The following is a 19,138-nucleotide window of genomic DNA, read 5'->3' on the forward strand; positions in this document are numbered from 1 at the left end:
AAATACAAGTTATGAAAAAAATCCCTGATATAAGCAAACTGTTTCATAATCAATGCGTTAGGTGGTATTTTTAGCAGGTTTATTAATCCGGTAAATAACTTTCAAATACATAAAAATGTAAAAAGAAACAATAAAAACGGAATTTAATTCAAAAATAACCTGACGTTTCTTGATTTAAAAAGCAAAAAAATGTATGTTTGAGACATAAAAATATATCTAAAACGCTAGTTTTTAGATGTTTTCAGTAAGAGATAGGCCGTGCAGGGCTTTTAAGAAGGTTTTTGGTGATAAAAAAGTGATAAATGAAAAGAGATTTTTACACAAAAGTTTTAGTAAAGCCGATTTTTGAAACCGGAATTAGCAGGAAATCCCTTAAAGGAGGTTCTCGAAATAGTCAAAGTTTCCCAGTTTTTTTGGAGCCGCTGAAACCTGGTACCTGGATTTTAGGAGAGTTAAATACTTCCAATCAATCGAGGTCAAGCTGTAAAAAGTACGTACATGTTCCCCAGTGCTTTTACCATCTGAAATAAGGTGGGTTCAAAATATTTCTAAAGGTTATGAAAAGATCAAATACATTTTATTCGTTCCTATTCTCATTTTTCTTAATAGGCCTTTTGGGACTTCAAGAAGGGATAGCGCAAAATATCTCCGTGATTGCACCGAATGGAGGTTTTGAGATAGATGGCAACATAGAAGCTGATTCCCCGACATTTGGTGTTGGGGATTGGATTAACGGCTCTGGGCCAGGAGGCTTTGTGTTTCATGATAATGGCAATCCATTTAATGGGGCAAGATCCAAGTTAATTAAGGATAGTTTTGACAGCAGTACTGATGAAATATTTTCTAGTGGTACCAAAGCGTTGGACAATCCCAATACATGGACCTGGACAAATAGTAAGGCATCTAGTAAAGCAGATATCAATAATTTCTTTTATCATATCGCTACAGATTCTAATAATGATGACTGGTTATTTGTTGGATCAGATAGATTTACTACCAATGGTCAATCTTATATTGATATAGAGTTTTTTCAGGAATCAGTGATAAAAAATCCTGATGGGACTTTTACTTCAAATGGAACGGATGCCGGTAGGACGGTCAATGACGTAATGATTACCGTTGGTTATTCCAACGGGGGTAGTAATCCCATCATTGAATTTTATACCTGGCAAAATTTAGGCGGAGGAAATTATGGCTATGTTCAAGGTTCATTCTTACCAAATCAATCGGCAGGACAAACGAATTCAGGTACTTTTAATGTACCCTTTGGTGCTTTTTACACCAATGAATATACTCAAAATCAATTTGTAGAAGTTGCTGTAAACGTTAGCAAAATTGTAGCTGAAATTAATCCATGTCTGGGAGTAAGTATTAAAACGATGATTGCAAAAACCAAATCATCAATTTCTGAAACAGCTGCTGCAAATGATTTTGTAAATCCCGTTCAGGTGGCCATAAATTTCGGTACGGCTACTATCAGTTATGATAAGATTGATTTTTGTTATGGCAATAATTTCGCTCCAGTAACTTTAAATGGTGTTTCTGGAGGAGTTTTTAGTGCAAATATGGCTGGATTGGAAATTGATCCATCTACTGGAGAAATTGATGTGGCCAACAGCATACCTGGAGATTATTCTGTTATTTATTCATTTACTACTGAAGGTTGCAATAAGTCAGTGACCTATGATGTAACTATTCCTGAGGCAATTGATTTACAAGAAACCATTGTAGATGTTTCCTGTGAAGGAGGTTCAACAGGTGAGATAGCTTTGAATGTTTCCGGTGGTACCCCAAGTTATACCTATTCTTGGACAGGCCCAAATGGTTTCACCTCAAGCAGTGAGGACATTTCCGGCTTAGAGGCTGGGGAATATACCGTTTCCATTACTGATGCAAATGGTTGTACCACAAGTGAAACCTTTAATGTGGAAGACGGAGATGGAACTGCTCCAACCATTGATACTTTCCCAAGTGATCCACAAGTAAAAACCATTCCTGCAGGGCAAACATCCTATACTGCCTCTGGAGGGGAATTTGATATTGCTGCAAGTGATAATTCCGGCACGGTAAATTTAAGTTATACCTTGGATGGAGGGGCATCAGTTACAGCTCCTTCATTAGATGGGGTTGCATTTGGCTTAGGTGATACCCAAGTGATCTGGACTGCGGCAGATGATTGTGGAAATGCCGTTACTTATAGCTTTACTGTTACAGTATATGCGCCTGATATTTCTATAACAAAGTCTGTCGATGCAGCAAGTATTTCTGCTCCAGGCGTTTTGAATTACACCATTACCCTTGTCAATGAAGGTAATCAAGATCTTACAGGCGTAACAGTTACTGATTTAATGCCTAACAGTGGCTCAGAAGTAACTTTATCCAACCCAACCGGTGATGATAATTCAGATGGAATTTTTGATGTTGGAGAAACTTGGATATACACTGCCATTTATTCCGCCACTCAGGCAGACATAGATGCGGGATCAGATTTGGTCAATGAAGCCTTTGTCAATACCGACCAAACTACAGAAATTAGTGATACTGCGACAACAACGATCACTCAGTCACCAAGCTTTACGGTGACTAAAGAAGTAGATGTGGATAATATTAGTTCACCGTCTACTTTATCCTATACCATAGTAATCACCAATACTGGAAATACCAGTCTGACCAATGTAAGTCCTACAGATGTTTTGCCTGATGGAAGTGCAGGAACCTTGACTGGTCCAACTGAAAGTTTCAATACAGATGGTGTATTGGAAGTAGGAGAGGATTGGACCTATACCGTAGGATATGATGCTACCCAGGAAGATATTGATGCAGGTCTAGATTTGATCAATACAGTAACTGTGAGTGCGGATGAATTAGGCAGTCCGGTAAGTGATGATGCAACCACCACCATCACCCAAAACCCTGGATTTACAGTGAATAAAGTTGTTGATGTGGACAATATCAGCTCTCCAACAACTTTGTTCTATACCATTGAAATAGAAAATACCGGAAATACCAGTCTGACCAATGTGAGTCCACTTGATGTTTTGCCTGATGGAAGTACGGCAACTTTGACCGGCCCATCGGAAAGTGTCAATACTAATGGGGCATTGGACGTTGGAGAAAAATGGACCTATTCAGCCAGTTATGATGCTACCCAAACAGATATCGATGCGGGATCTGATTTAATCAATACCGTTTCTGTGAGTGTGGACGAAATAGGTAGCCCAGAAAGTGATGAGGCGACCACTACGATTTCTCAAAATGCAGGTATCGAAATAACCAAAGTGGTGGACGAAACAAGCATATCCTCACCTGCCACCTTGACCTATGATATTGAGGTAACCAATACAGGTAATGTAAGTTTGACCAATGTGGTGGTTACAGACCCGTTTGTAAATGGAGGTACTGCTTTAAGCCTTGCTTCAGGTGATATTGATGGAGATAATGAATTGGATATTGCAGAGATTTGGTCTTATACTATAAGTTACAATGTTAGCCAGGCAGAGATTGATGCTGGCTCAGATTTGATCAATGAAGCATTTGTAAATACCACCGAAACCATTGAAACCAGTGATATTGCAACTACTACAATTTCTCAAACTCCAAGCTTTACTGTTGACAAAACAGTTAATCCAGGCAATATCAGTGGTCCGGCTACTTTGAATTACACCATTGTAATTACCAACACCGGTAATGTGAGCTTAAACAATGTCAATCCATCTGATGTAATGCCTGATGGTAGTGGGGGCACCCTAACAGGGCCTACCGAAAGTGCCAACTCAGATGGAGTCTTGGAAGTTGCGGAAAATTGGACCTATACTGCAAGTTACGGTGCCACCCAGGAAGACATAGATGCAGGGTCGGATTTGACGAATACTGTAACCGTAAGTGTAGATGAACTGGGAAGTCCGGTAAGTGATGATGCTAAAACCACGATTTCCCAAAACCCAGGAATTGCCATAACCAAGGCTGTTGATAAAACAGGGATTTCTGTTCCAAATACCCTGAATTATACCATTGAGGTAATCAATACGGGCAATGTTAGTTTGACCAATGTGATAGTTACTGATCCATTTACTAATGGAGGTACTGCATTGACCTTAGACAGTGGTGATACGGATGGTGATGGTGAATTGGATACCAATGAAACTTGGTTCTATATCACAAGTTATGATGCCGACCAGGCCGACATTGATGCAGGTGCTGATTTGGTTAATGAAGCTTTTGTGAATACAGACCAAACTACTGAAATCAGTGATGATGCTACCACTACAATTTCGCAATCTCCTCAAATAGACCTTGATAAAACGGCAAGCAAAACAAGTTCAATCCAAGTTGGGGATGTAATAACCTATAATTATGTAGTAACCAACACTGGAAATATAACTGTTAATAATATTGATGTAACTGATGTTCATCCAGGTGAAGGAAACCTAGGTTCGATAACCCCTTCAGGTTCCACCACTATTGCCCCTGGGGAAACAGTAACTTTTACTGCAACATATACAGTACTTCAGGAGGATATAGATAATGGAGTTTCCATTACTAATATTGCTACGGCTACTGGTACTGGTACAGATGGAAGTAATTTAAGCGTACAGGATGATGAAACAATTACTCCTGAATCTGAATTGCCTAATATTAGCCTTATAAAAGAAGGAACCTATATTGACAGCAACGGGGATGGTGTAGCCAATGTAGGCGATGAGATCACTTACAGCTTTACTATAGAAAATTCAGGTAATGTAACATTACATGGCATCAGAGTAACTGATCCCCAGGTTACCGTCAGCGGATCTGCCATCACCCTGGCCCCAGGTGCTACAGACAACAGTACCTTTACCGCGGTCTATGCCTTGACCCAGGCGGATATCGATGCGGGAACATTCACAAATACCGCAGAAGTCAATGGGGTTACCCCAGGAGATGCACCGGTAACCGACAACGATGACGATACACAGACCTTTGCCGAGGCAGCCAGCATCAGCCTTGAAAAAGCAGGAACCTATGTAGACAACAACGGGGATGGTGTAGCCAATGTGGGTGATGAGATCACTTACAGCTTTACTATCGAAAACACCGGTAATGTGACCCTTGACGGTATCATGGTAACTGATCCACAGGTAACTGTTAGCGGTTCAGCTATAACTTTAGCTCCAGGAGCCACAGACAACAGCACCTTCACTGCAGTTTATGCCTTGACCCAGGCGGATATCGATGCCGGCACCTTTACCAATACAGCAGAAGTGAGCGGGGATACGCCAGCTGACAATGCAGTAACTGACAGCGATGATGATACCCAAACATTTGCAGAGGCAGCATCCATCAGCTTGGTAAAAACAGGAACCTATATTGACAGCAACGGAGACGGCGTGGCCAATGTGGGCGATGAGATCACTTACAGCTTTACCATAGAAAATACCGGTAATGTGACCCTTGACGGTATCATGGTGACCGATCCACAGGTAACCGTCAGCGGATCTGCGATTACCCTGGCACCGGGAGCCACAGACAACAGCACCTTCACTGCAGTTTATGCCTTGACCCAGGCGGATATCGATGCCGGTACCTTTACCAATACAGCGGAAGTCAATGGGGTTACCCCGGCAGATGCACCGGTAACCGACAGCGATGATGATACCCAAACATTTGCAGAGGCAGCATCCATCAGCCTTGAAAAAGCAGGAACCTATGTAGACAACAACGGGGATGGTGTAGCCAATGTGGGTGATGAGATCACTTACAGCTTTACTATCGAAAACACCGGTAATGTGACCCTTGACGGTATCATGGTAACTGATCCACAGGTAACTGTTAGCGGTTCAGCTATAACTTTAGCTCCAGGAGCCACAGACAACAGCACCTTCACTGCAGTTTATGCCCTTACCCAGGCGGATATCGATGCCGGTACCTTTACCAATACAGCAGAAGTGAGCGGGGATACGCCAGCTGACAATGCAGTAACTGACAGCGATGATGATACCCAAACATTTGCAGAGGCAGCATCCATCAGCTTGGTAAAAACAGGAACCTATATTGACAGCAACGGAGACGGCGTGGCCAATGTGGGCGATGAGATCACTTACAGCTTTACCATAGAGAACACCGGAAATGTGACCCTTGACGGTATCATGGTAACTGATCCACAGGTAACTGTTAGCGGTTCAGCTATAACTTTAGCTCCAGGAGCCACAGACAACAGCACCTTCACTGCAGTTTATGCCCTTACCCAGGCGGATATCGATGCAGGTACCTTTACCAATACAGCAGAAGTAAGCGGCGATACGCCAGCTGACAATGCAGTAACTGACAGCGATGACGATACACAGACTTTCACTGAAGCAGCCAGCATCAGTCTTGTTAAAACAGGTACTTATGTTGACAGCAACGGAGACGGCGTGGCCAATGTGGGTGATGAGATCACTTACAGCTTTACCATAGAAAATACCGGTAATGTGACCCTTGACGGTATCATGGTAACTGATCCACAGGTAACCGTCAGCGGTTCAGCTATAACTTTAGCTCCAGGAGCCACAGACAACAGCACCTTCACTGCAGTTTATGCCCTTACCCAGGCGGATATCGATGCAGGTACCTTTACCAATACAGCAGAAGTGAGCGGGGATACGCCAGCTGACAATGCAGTAACTGACAGCGATGATGATACCCAAACATTTGCAGAGGCAGCATCCATCAGCTTGGTAAAAACAGGAACCTATATTGACAGCAACGGAGACGGCGTGGCCAATGTGGGCGATGAGATCACTTACAGCTTTACCATAGAGAACACCGGAAATGTGACCCTTGACGGTATCATGGTAACTGATCCACAGGTAACTGTTAGCGGTTCAGCTATAACTTTAGCTCCAGGAGCCACAGACAACAGCACCTTCACTGCAGTTTATGCCTTGACCCAGGCGGATATCGATGCCGGTACCTTTACCAATACAGCAGAAGTGAGCGGGGATACGCCAGCTGACAATGCAGTAACTGACAGCGATGATGATACACAGACTTTCACTGAAGCAGCCAGCATCAGTCTTGTTAAAACAGGTACTTATGTTGACAGCAATGGAGACGGCGAGGCCAATGTGGGTGATGAGATCACTTACAGCTTCACCATAGAAAACACCGGTAACGTGACCCTGGACGGCATTATGGTAACGGATCCACAGGTAACCGTCAGCGGATCTGCGATTACCCTGGCCCCTGGAGCCACAGACAACAGCACCTTTACTGCAGTTTATGCCTTGACCCAGCCGGATATCGATGCCGGTACCTTTACCAATACAGCGGAAGTCAATGGGGTTACCCCGGCAGATGCACCGGTAACCGACAGCGATGATGATACCCAAACATTTGCAGAGGCAGCATCCATCAGCCTTGAAAAAGCAGGAACCTATGTAGACAACAACGGGGATGGTGTAGCCAATGTGGGCGATGAGATCACTTACAGCTTTACCATAGAAAACACCGGTAACGTGACCCTGGACGGCATTATGGTAACGGATCCACAGGTAACCGTCAGCGGATCTGCGATTACCCTGGCCCCTGGAGCCACAGACAACAGCACCTTCACTGCGGTTTATGCCCTTACCCAGGCGGATATCGATGCAGGTACCTTTACTAATACAGCAGAAGTAAGCGGCGATACGCCAGCTGACAATGCAGTAACTGACAGCGATGACGATACACAGACTTTCACTGAAGCAGCCAGCATCAGTCTTGTTAAAACAGGTACTTATGTTGACAGCAACGGAGACGGCGTGGCCAATGTGGGTGATGAGATCACTTACAGCTTTACCATAGAAAATACAGGTAATGTGACCCTTGACGGTATCATGGTAACTGATCCACAGGTAACTGTTAGCGGTTCAGCTATAACTTTAGCTCCAGGAGCCACAGACAACAGCACCTTCACTGCAGTTTATGCCCTTACCCAGGCGGATATCGATGCAGGTACCTTTACCAATACAGCAGAAGTGAGCGGGGATACGCCAGCTGACAATGCAGTAACTGACAGCGATGATGATACCCAAACATTTGCAGAGGCAGCATCCATCAGCTTGGTAAAAACAGGAACCTATATTGACAGCAACGGGGATGGTGTAGCCAATGTGGGCGATGAGATCACTTACAGCTTTACCATAGAAAACACCGGTAACGTGACCCTGGACGGCATTATGGTAACGGATCCACAGGTAACCGTCAGCGGATCTGCGATTACCCTGGCCCCTGGAACCACAGACAACAGCACCTTCACTGCAGTTTATGCCTTGACCCAGGCGGATATCGATGCCGGTACCTTTACCAATACAGCAGAAGTGAGCGGCGATACCCCGGCAGATGCACCGGTAACCAACAGCGATGACGATACACAAACATTTGTAGAAGCTGGATCCATCAGCCTTGAAAAAGTAGGAACCTATGTTGACAGCAACGGGGATGGTGTAGCCAATGTGGGCGATGAGATCACTTACAGCTTTACCATAGAAAATACAGGTAATGTGACCCTGGACGGCATTATGGTGACCGATCCGCAGGTAACTGTTAGCGGTTCAGCTATAACTTTAGCTCCAGGAGCCACAGACAACAGTACCTTTACCGCGGTCTATGCCTTGACCCAGGCGGATATCGATGCGGGAACATTCACAAATACCGCAGAAGTCAATGGGGTTACCCCAGGAGATGCACCGGTAACCGACAACGATGACGATACACAGACCTTTGCCGAGGCAGCCAGCATCAGCCTTGAAAAAGTAGGAACCTATGTTGACAGCAACGGAGACGGCGTGGCCAATGTGGGCGATGAGATCACTTACAGCTTTACCATAGAGAACACCGGAAATGTGACCCTTGACGGTATCATGGTAACTGATCCACAGGTAACTGTTAGCGGTTCAGCTATAACTTTAGCTCCAGGAGCCACAGACAACAGCACCTTCACTGCAGTTTATGCCTTGACCCAGGCGGATATCGATGCCGGTACCTTTACCAATACAGCAGAAGTGAGCGGGGATACGCCAGCTGACAATGCAGTAACTGACAGCGATGACGATACACAGACTTTCACTGAAGCAGCCAGCATCAGCCTTGTTAAAACCGGGACTTATGTTGACAGCAACGGGGATGGTGTAGCCAATGTGGGCGATGAGATCACTTACACCTTTACCATAGAGAACACCGGAAATGTGACCCTGGACGGCATTATGGTGACCGATCCGCAGGTAACTGTTAGCGGTTCAGCTATAACTTTAGCTCCAGGAGCCACAGACAACAGTACCTTTACCGCGGTCTATGCCTTGACCCAGGCGGATATCGATGCGGGTACCTTTACTAATACAGCAGAAGTAAGCGGCGATACGCCAGCTGACAATGCAGTAACTGACAGCGATGACGATACACAGACTTTCACTGAAGCAGCCAGCATCAGCTTGGTAAAAACAGGAACCTATGTTGACAGCAACGGGGATGGCGTGGCCAATGTGGGCGATGAGATCACTTACAGCTTTACCATAGAGAACACCGGAAATGTGACCCTTGACGGTATCATGGTAACTGATCCACAGGTAACTGTTAGCGGTTCAGCTATAACTTTAGCTCCAGGAGCCACAGACAACAGCACCTTCACTGCAGTTTATGCCTTGACCCAGGCGGATATCGATGCCGGTACCTTTACCAATACAGCAGAAGTAAGTGGGGATACGCCAGCTGACAATGCAGTAACTGACAGCGATGACGATACACAGACTTTCACTGAAGCAGCCAGCATCAGCCTTGTTAAAACCGGGACTTATGTTGACAGCAACGGGGATGGTGTGGCCAATGTGGGCGATGAGATCACTTACACCTTTACCATAGAGAACACCGGAAATGTGACCCTGGACGGCATTATGGTAACGGATCCACAGGTAACCGTCAGCGGATCTGCGATTACCCTGGCACCGGGAGCCACAGACAACAGTACCTTTACCGCGGTCTATGCCTTGACCCAGGCGGATATCGATGCGGGAACATTCACAAATACCGCAGAAGTCAATGGGGTTACCCCAGGAGATGCACCGATAACCGACAACGATGACGATACACAGACCTTTGCCGAGGCAGCCAGCATCAGCCTTGAAAAAGTAGGAACCTATGTTGACAGCAACGGGGATGGTGTGGCCAATGTGGGTGATGAGATCACTTACAGCTTTACCATAGAAAATACAGGTAACGTGACCCTGGACGGTATCATGGTGACCGATCCACAGGTAACCGTCAGCGGATCTGCGATTACCCTGGCCCCTGGAGCCACAGACAACAGCACCTTTACTGCAGTTTATGCCTTGACCCAGGCGGATATCGATGCCGGCACCCTTACCAATACAGCAGAAGTAAGTGGCGATACCCCTTCGGATGCTACGGTAACTGATTCCGATGATGATACACAGACTTTCACTGAAGCAGCCAGCATCAGTCTTGTTAAAACAGGTACTTATGCAGACAGCAACGGAGACGGCGTGGCCAATGTGGGCGATGAGATCACTTACAGCTTTACCATAGAGAACACCGGAAATGTGACCCTGGACGGCATTATGGTAACGGATCCGCAGGTAACCGTCAGCGGATCTGCGATTACCCTGGCACCGGGAGCCACAGACAACAGCACCTTCACTGCAGTTTATGCCCTTACCCAGGCGGATATCGATGCCGGTACTTTTACCAATACAGCGGAAGTAAGCGGCGATACGCCAGCTGACAATGCAGTAACTGACAGCGATGACGATACACAGACTTTCACTGAAGCAGCCAGCATCAGTCTTGTTAAAACCGGTACTTATGTTGACAGCAACGGAGACGGCGTGGCCAATGCGGGTGATGAGATCACTTACAGCTTTACCATAGAAAATACTGGTAATGTGACCCTGGACGGCATTATGGTAACCGATCCGCAGGTAACCGTCAGCGGATCTGCGATTACCCTGGCACCGGGAGCCACAGACAACAGCACCTTCACTGCAGTTTATGCCTTGACCCAGACGGATATCGATGCCGGTACCTTTACCAATACAGCGGAAGTGAGCGGGGATACGCCAGCTGACAATGCAGTAACTGACAGCGATGATGATACCCAAACATTTGCAGAGGCAGCATCCATCAGCCTTGAAAAAGCAGGAACCTATGTAGACAACAACGGGGATGGTGTAGCCAATGTGGGTGATGAGATCACTTACAGCTTTACTATCGAAAACACCGGTAATGTGACCCTTGACGGTATCATGGTAACTGATCCACAGGTAACTGTTAGCGGTTCAGCTATAACTTTAGCTCCAGGAGCCACAGACAACAGCACCTTCACTGCAGTTTATGCCTTGACCCAGGCGGATATCGATGCCGGCACCTTTACCAATACAGCAGAAGTAAGTGGCGATACCCCTGCGGATGCTACGGTAACTGATTCCGATGATGATACACAGACTTTCACTGAAGCAGCCAGCATCAGTCTTGTTAAAACAGGTACTTATGCAGACAGCAACGGAGACGGCGTGGCCAATGTGGGCGATGAGATCACTTACAGCTTCACCATAGAAAACACCGGTAACGTGACCCTGGACGGCATTATGGTAACGGATCCGCAGGTAACCGTCAGCGGATCTGCCATTACCCTGGCGCCGGGAGAAACTGACAACAGCACTTTCACTGCAGTTTATGCCTTGACCCAGGCGGATATCGATGCAGGTACCTTTACCAATACAGCGGAAGTGAGCGGCGATACCCCGGCAGATGCACCGGTAACCGACAGTGACGACGATACCCAGACCTTTGCAGAAGCTCCAAGCATCTCCTTAACCAAAACCTCTGATGTTACCAGTTTTGATGCCGTAGGTCAGGAAATCAATTTCACCTTGACTGTAACCAATACGGGCAATGTGACCTTGGATGAAGTTATCATCTTGGATCCACTGACTGGATTAAATCAATCAGTGGGAACCCTGATTCCTGGGGAAAGCACTGAAATCATGACCAGCTATGTAATTACTCAAGATGATTTGGATGCAGGATCAGTCCTTAATATGGCTTCTGTTTCAGGAAATTCACCAAGTGAAGCTGTGGTTGAAAATGAGGATGAAGTAGAGGTTGTTGGTGATCAGGTTTCTTCTATTGTTCTAGTGAAAGAGGCTGATAAGAGCACTTATAGTGAAATTGGAGAAGTGATTACCTATACTTTGACATTCACAAATACCGGTAATGTAACCCTTACAGATGTAGAGGTGACAGATCCTCTTACCGGATTTGCAATTACAATTGAAAGTTTAGCACCTGGGGTGACCCAAAGTGAAACCACAACTTATATGGTTACTCAAGCGGATTTGGATGGTGGAAATATTGTCAATACCGCTCAGGTTACCGCCCAGGATCCAAATGACAATACCATCAAGGATGACGACAGCAGTGAGTCTGGAGCAGACTTTAACCCAATCATTGCTAATGATGATGACATGGGAGTTCTAAATGCCCCTGCCGGAAGGGTAATGGGTAATATCCTATCCAATGACTTGTTGTATGGAAGTGTGGTAAATCCTGATGATGTTGACTTCACCTTTATTGAATTGGATGGAATCATCGGTTTGGTTATTGAGGAAAACGGTACCCTTTCAGTCTTGCCTGGAGTTGAGCCTAGAGCATACACCTTAGTTTATGAATTAAGGGAGAAATTAAATCCAAGTAATAAGGATACAGCAATAGTTAGGTTCAGAATTGAGGCAAACCAAGTAACTCCAATGGATGATGAAGCAGTTACTGATCAAAATCAGCCAGTCACTATCAATATCCTGGATAATGATGTGACAACTATTCAACCGGTTGATCCTGCAACGGTAACCATTGTCAACGGGCCTACTAATGGCACAGTTAGCGTCAATGCTGATGGAACGGTGGAATATACTCCAGATCCTAATTTCTCCGGTCAGGATACTTTCACCTACGAAGTATGTGATGCTAGCCTTCCAACTACCATTTGCGGTACAGGACAGGTTTCAGTAACGGTTCGTCCAATTGGAATAACCTTAAGCAAAACAGTGGATAGAACAGAAATCTTGGTTGGGGACTTGCTCAACTACACTATAACCTTAAGTAACAACAGTGAATTTGCAGTAAATGATATTGTGATTGAGGACTTGCTTCCTGAAGAATTGATGTTTGTTTCTGCTACTATTCAAGAAACCAATGAATTGATCTGGGAGGTTGAAAGCCTGGGAGTTGGGGAAACTCTGACTTTAGGTATTCAAGTAATGGCAATGGCTCCTGGAGTGGTAGTCAATGTGGTAGAGATCAGCGCAGGTGCATATAATATGGATGCTGAAGCTGAACCGGTTGTCATAGTGGATCCTGAAATTGATCTATCCATTACCAAAACATCTTTTGGAGCTGAAATCTATGAAGGTGACGAGTTTGAATATGAAATAGTAGTGGAAAACAATGGGGATTATGATGCCAACAATGTGGTGATAACTGACCAATTGCCATCAAGTTTAAGCTATGTCGGCTCCACATTAGAAGGGTCTTCCAATGAAATCAACCCAGCTACTAGTGTCAATAATAACAATGTCACATGGACAGTTCCCTACTTCCCAATGGGAGAACGGTTAGTAATAACCTTGACTGTTAAAGCTGAACAGGCAGGTAATATTGTCAATGAGGTGACAGTAGAAGCGGATGAGAATGAATTGAATCCTGAAGACAATACCGCTAGTGATCAAAATCAAATAGAGCCATTCTTTATCCCTAATGTCATCACACCAGGTGATATAGATAATAAAAACGATCAATTTGAAATCAAGGGTCTTGGTAAGTTTGAACAAAATGAAATCGTGATCTTCAACAGATGGGGAGACCATGTATTTGAAGCTTCAAACTATCAGAATAATTGGACCGGCGAAGGATTAAATGCAGGTACTTACTTCTATGTTCTGAAAGTAGTTGATGAACAGGGTGAGCACCACACATTCAAAGGCTGGGTTCAAGTGATTAAAGGAGGAAGTCAATTAAGAAATGAATAAGCTGATAGTAGGATGAAAAGAACTTTTAAAATATTAGGTATGACCCTGTTGGTGGCCCTTTGGGCTTCCAACGGGACTTTGGCCCAACAGCTTCCGCAGTTCAGCCAATACATTTTCAATGGATTACATGTAAATCCAGGCTATGCAGGTTATAAGGGGGTACCTTATATTCAATCTACTTACAGGAGCCAATGGGTAAATTTCCCGGGAGCTCCAAAAACCTTCACCATTACTGCAGACCTAAGTGCCAATGAAGGTTTAATGGGTTTTGGTGCAAGCATCTTATCCGATAAGATTGGCCCATCTCAAACCTCTTCTGGGATGCTGACCTATGCATATAGGATCCAAACAGGATATGAATCTTTTTTGGGTTTAGGTGTAAGTGCCGGGGTTTCGGAATACGTGGTGGATGGAACGTTGTTTAACCCTAATGATTTTGGGGATGAAAACATTCCGGAGGGGCGGGTAAATGTATTTACTCCCAATTTAAATACTGGAATATTCTTCAATACTCAGAGATTTTACACGGGTTTAAGTGTTTATAATTTGGTGGGAAAAAGTATATTGGAAAGGAAAGATATTTCTTTAGCTTATCATAACCTGCACTATTTTTTCACTGCAGGGGCTTTGATTCCCATTTCTGATAAGGTTCAGTTTAAACCATCTGTGCTGGTAAAAGAAGAAAAGGGAAGCGCAACAAATTATGATATCAATGGAATGTTCCTTTTTATGGAAACCATATGGTTGGGGGCGTCTTACCGTTCCAATTTAAATAATGGTAATGATTTAATGGATGAGAATTTGAGCAATAGAAATGCTATTGCTATGATTTTGGAGATTTTTGCCACTAATAATTTAAGAATTGGGTATGCATATGATCATAATACCAATGTTTTGAGTAATATGCGTAATAATTCCCACGAAATCTCTGTGGGCTATTACATTACACCTAAAAATGTTCGTTTGAAAAACCCTAGATGGTTCTAGTTATGAAAAGGATTTTTACATTTTTGATTTTTATGGCATTGTTTACTGCCATATCATCAGACCTGATGGCTCAAAATGCTCTTTTAAGGTATGCGGATAAACAATTTGAACTGTTTCACTACCAGGAGGCTTCAGAAGTTTATGCCAAAGCCTTTAACAGGAAACATACCTACAGAGCAGCAAAAGGAGCTGCGAAAAGTTTCCAAAAAATCAATGACTATGAAAAAGCTTATGAGTGGTGGAAAACTACTCTTGCCTTTGAGTCATCAACCACACAGGATTATGCCAAGTTTATAGCTTCTGCCAATCAATTAGGGAAAATCGAAGAAGTCAAAGAGGCATTGGATACCTTGTCTGCCAGAGATGAGCGTTTTGACCAAATTAATATTGACTCCCTAATGGGTTGGTATGAAAACCCGAAATTGGTCGAGGCCATTCCTGTAGATTCTGTCAATTCAGCAGCTACAGATTTTGGTGGAGCTGAGGATAAAAAGGGGAATTTTTATTTTGCCTCTGATCGAGGGGAAACCAGTGACTCAGGAAAACCGCTTATCCGATTTGATGTAGCCAATAAAATTGAAGAGGATGAATATGCCTGGACTGGTAGGGATTTTCTTACAGTATATAAAGTGAGTGAAGAAGGACAGGTTTCTACATTAAAATCACCTGTTCCAGATACTTATCATTTTTCTGACCCGTATTTTATGGAAAATGAGGATGTAGTGTTTTATACCATCACCCGTGAATTGGATAAAAAAGCAAAAAAGAAACTAAGAAAAAGTGACAAGGTAAACCCAGAAATGGATTATGGGCAGGGCCAAGATGATTTCGCAGATTATCATTCCGAAATATTTTATAGTAAAATAAATGATTCTGGCGAATTTGAGGGATTTAATAGTTTGCCTTTCAATTCCTTATTAAACTATTCCGTAATCAATCCCTTTTTGGATGAAAAAAATAAGGTGATGTATTTTGCCTCCGATATGCCGGGAGGATTTGGTGGCTACGATTTGTACAAGGTAAGCTATGATGAAGATTTTACTTTTGGAGAACCTGAAAACCTTGGAGACCAGATTAACTCCAAAGGGAATGAGAGAGACCCCTTCTTGGCTGGAGATGTTTTATATTTTTCATCTGATGGTCATTTTGGATTAGGCGGGCTGGATATTTTTATGGCCCAGTTAGAGGGAGGTAATTTCAGTGATATTCAAAATATGGGGGTACCTTATAATAGCTCCCAAGATGATTTCGCTATGATGTTGGGTAGGGATGGAAAGGAGTATCTGTCTTCTAATAGGCTGGGCGGGTCTGGTTTGGATGACATTTATTTGATGAAAGACATGTACCGAAGGTTTATGGCCAGGGTATTGAATTGTGATGGAGAACTCATTACTGATGGTTATGTGGCCGAGTTGAGGGAAATGGATAAAATGGAAAAGATAAGCCTTGAAAAAGGAAGTCAAGGGGAAGTGCTGGCCAATGTGAGCCCATCTTCTGATTTTGAATTGAAGATTTCCAAAAAAGGCTATTTCCCTATCATTGATAATTCCATTAGCACTAAAGGAATAGAAGCTGATAAGCTTGAAAGGGAGTATACCTTGGCTCCTATTCCTTACAGGACAACGGTATATGCAGATTTAATTTATTATGATTTGGACAAGGATGCCATAAGGGAGGATGCAAAGCCTGCCCTTAACAAATTGGCGGATTTGATGAAAGATCATTCTTTCCTAGACCTTATGGTCAGATCTCATACTGATTCCAGAGCTTCTGTAGAATATAATGATGGTTTGAGTAGCCGTAGGGCAAATGCCGTTGCATCCTATTTGGACAGCCAGGGAGTAGCCCATTCCAGGGTAAAAAAGGAATCTTTTGGGGAAGAGAAATTGACCAATGATTGTGGGGATGGGGTTCCATGTCCTGAAAGGGAACACCAGCTTAATAGAAGAAGTGAATTGGTATTGATGGCTTTTCCAGATGAAAACAAACAATATGAAATGCCCGAAGAGCTTAAGGGCTTGGATTTTTGTAATATAAGTAACCTGGGAGTTCCAGTGGATGTTCCCTTAATTCATTTTGATTTTGATAGGTATTTTCTCCGGACGGAAGACAAAAAGGAATTGGAACGTTTGGCTATAATGTTATCGGAGCGGCCTGAAGCTACTTTATCTATTGAAGGTCATACTGATATCAGGGGCTCTGAGGAATATAATGAAGCCTTATCTGAGGAAAGGGCTAAGGTGGTAAGAGACTTCCTGATAAAAAGGGGAATTGATGAATCTAGAATTAAATATTCCTGGCATGGAAAATCACTGCCTATCCATGAATGTGAGAGTTCTTGTACAGAAAAAGAACACCAGTTGAACAGAAGGACTGAGGTGAAATTGATTTTGGGGCAAGCTTCAGAATCAAAGCCCTTGAAGGGATCTATGACGAGTATAGGAAAAAAAAAGACCAGTGAAGAATTGAAGTCTGAGGAGGAAGTTGCATTTTTTATTTCAGGAGTTTTTTCTTCGGAGGATAATGCGGCATCCAGGGTAAGCCAACTAAAGAGTAAAGGGTTTGCTGATGCAGGGTTTTATTTTGATCAAGAAAAGTCGCTCTATTATTGTTATATAAGTAAGTCAACGGATCGTGAATTGGCCAAGAAGATTTTGGCCAATTTAAAAACGAAAGTCTCAGAGGATATATGGATTTTAGAAATGTAAAAAAAAAGCAACCGCCGCAGCGGTTGCTTTTTTTTTATTTCTGTGTCAATAATTTTTCATCAGTAGAGGGTTGTTGGTATGGAATGGAAGCCAACTGAGCTAACTTTTCGGTTTTCACCCTTTCAAACGCCGCCTTATTTTCTTCCAATATTGGTTCGGACGGTGGAATATCTTCATTTAACCAATCTTCCTGTCTGCCCCTTTTCCAAAATCTAAAGCAAAGGTGCGGGCCTGTTGCCAATCCGGTGCTACCTACATAACCAATGACATCCCCTTGCTTAACCCTTTTGCCCACTCTAATACCTTTGCCGATTTTGGACATGTGCAGATATTGAGTAGTATAAGTACTGTTGTGTTTAATTTTTACGTAGTTGCCATTTCCTGAAGTGTAGCTGGCAGCAATGACTGTCCCATCACCCACTGTTCGGATTTCAGTTCCTCGAGGAGCGGCATAGTCCGTTCCCAAGTGAGCTTTATACCTTTTTTGGACAGGGTGATATCTTCTTAAGCTATACCTGGAACTGATTCTGGAATATTTAAGTGGATCTCTTAAAAACGCCTTTTTTAAGCTGTTGCCTTCTTGATCAAAAAAGGAAAGTTCACCGTTTTGTTCAAAAGGAATGGCATAACATGGATCTCCCCGGTGCTCAAAATAAGCCATTTGGATATCATCCACTCCAACTACCTGTCCTTCCACCAGACGTTCATTGAATATGACTTTATATTTATCTCCCCTTTGTAATCTTTGGAAATCTACTGTCCAGCCATAAAGATCTGCAAATTGGTCAATCAAATCAGGAGAGATGCCTTGCTCCACCATATTGACATATAAAGAGGTGTTTATTTCTCCAGCCACTTCTCTTTTATTGATTTCTACAGGCTTTGCTTCCTTATAAATATCCACCTGGTCATCAAGCTGAAAAACTACAAATTCTGCAGGATTAGGTTCGTAAATAAAAAAATGAGCTTGGGAGCTGCTGTCCTTGGAGGTCAGCACCGTATATTTTTTGTCGAAGGCAATGTTCCGAACATCAAAAATGTCTTTGGACTTTTTGGCAATGGCATCAATTATCTGATAGGGGACATTGAATGGAGCTAACAAAGTGGATAAAGTCTGATTCCTTCCGACCACTCCTTCTACAATATCAAGTTCATCAATATTGATTCCATAAAGTATTTGCTCCTCCTTGATTTCCTCTTCAACTGTTGCTACGGCTTCAACTATCTGTTTTTCCTTTTCTTCCTTTTTGGGTGAACATCCGTAGAAACCATTTCCTCCCACACTCAGCAGGAAAATCCCTGCTGCAATCCATGTTTTTTTCATTACCGGTAAAGATTTTTGACGTTTTATAAGATTACAAAATAAATTGAATTTCAGTTCCGATCACAAATGGCAAGCCAATTTTT

4 protein-coding genes are annotated in these 19,138 nt (G+C 43.4%); 3 read left to right on the forward strand and 1 reads right to left on the reverse strand.

What is annotated here, in order from left to right; all coding sequences use genetic code 11:
* Positions 1-557 precede the first annotated feature (557 nt).
* Genes QWY93_RS08255 through QWY93_RS08265 form a run of 3 tightly spaced genes read left to right on the forward strand, consistent with a single transcriptional unit; the run spans position 558 to position 17,731 of the window.
* Positions 558-14,036: a DUF7507 domain-containing protein gene (locus tag QWY93_RS08255; protein WP_290247718.1), complete on the forward strand. Its 13,479-nt coding sequence runs from the start codon at positions 558-560 to the stop codon at positions 14,034-14,036.
* 12 nt (positions 14,037-14,048) lie between these two features.
* Positions 14,049-15,023 (forward strand): PorP/SprF family type IX secretion system membrane protein, encoded by a 975-nt coding sequence (locus QWY93_RS08260; protein WP_290247719.1) that lies wholly within the window; start codon positions 14,049-14,051, stop codon positions 15,021-15,023.
* A 2-nt stretch (positions 15,024-15,025) separates the two neighbouring features.
* Positions 15,026-17,731 carry an OmpA family protein gene (locus QWY93_RS08265; protein ID WP_290247720.1) on the forward strand — a complete coding sequence of 902 codons (2,706 nt, stop codon included), beginning with the start codon at positions 15,026-15,028 and terminating at the stop codon, positions 17,729-17,731.
* A gap of 34 nt (positions 17,732-17,765) precedes the next feature.
* Here the strand turns inward: QWY93_RS08265 and QWY93_RS08270 are convergent, their stop codons facing one another.
* Entirely contained in the window at positions 17,766-19,055 is a 1,290-nt protein-coding gene (locus QWY93_RS08270; protein ID WP_290247721.1) for a M23 family metallopeptidase, read from the reverse strand.
* Positions 19,056-19,138: the final 83 nt, after the last annotated feature.

It is taken from the genome of Echinicola jeungdonensis (assembly GCF_030409905.1).
Classification (GTDB): Bacteria; Bacteroidota; Bacteroidia; order Cytophagales; family Cyclobacteriaceae; genus Echinicola; species Echinicola jeungdonensis.

Coding starts and splice junctions, on each gene's coding strand:
- QWY93_RS08270 (WP_290247721.1), bottom strand. CDS start 19,055: ATGAAAAAAACATGGATTGCAGCAGGGATTTTCCTGCTGAGTGTGGGA.
- QWY93_RS08255 (WP_290247718.1), top strand. CDS start 558: ATGAAAAGATCAAATACATTTTATTCGTTCCTATTCTCATTTTTCTTA.
- QWY93_RS08265 (WP_290247720.1), top strand. CDS start 15,026: ATGAAAAGGATTTTTACATTTTTGATTTTTATGGCATTGTTTACTGCC.
- QWY93_RS08260 (WP_290247719.1), top strand. CDS start 14,049: ATGAAAAGAACTTTTAAAATATTAGGTATGACCCTGTTGGTGGCCCTT.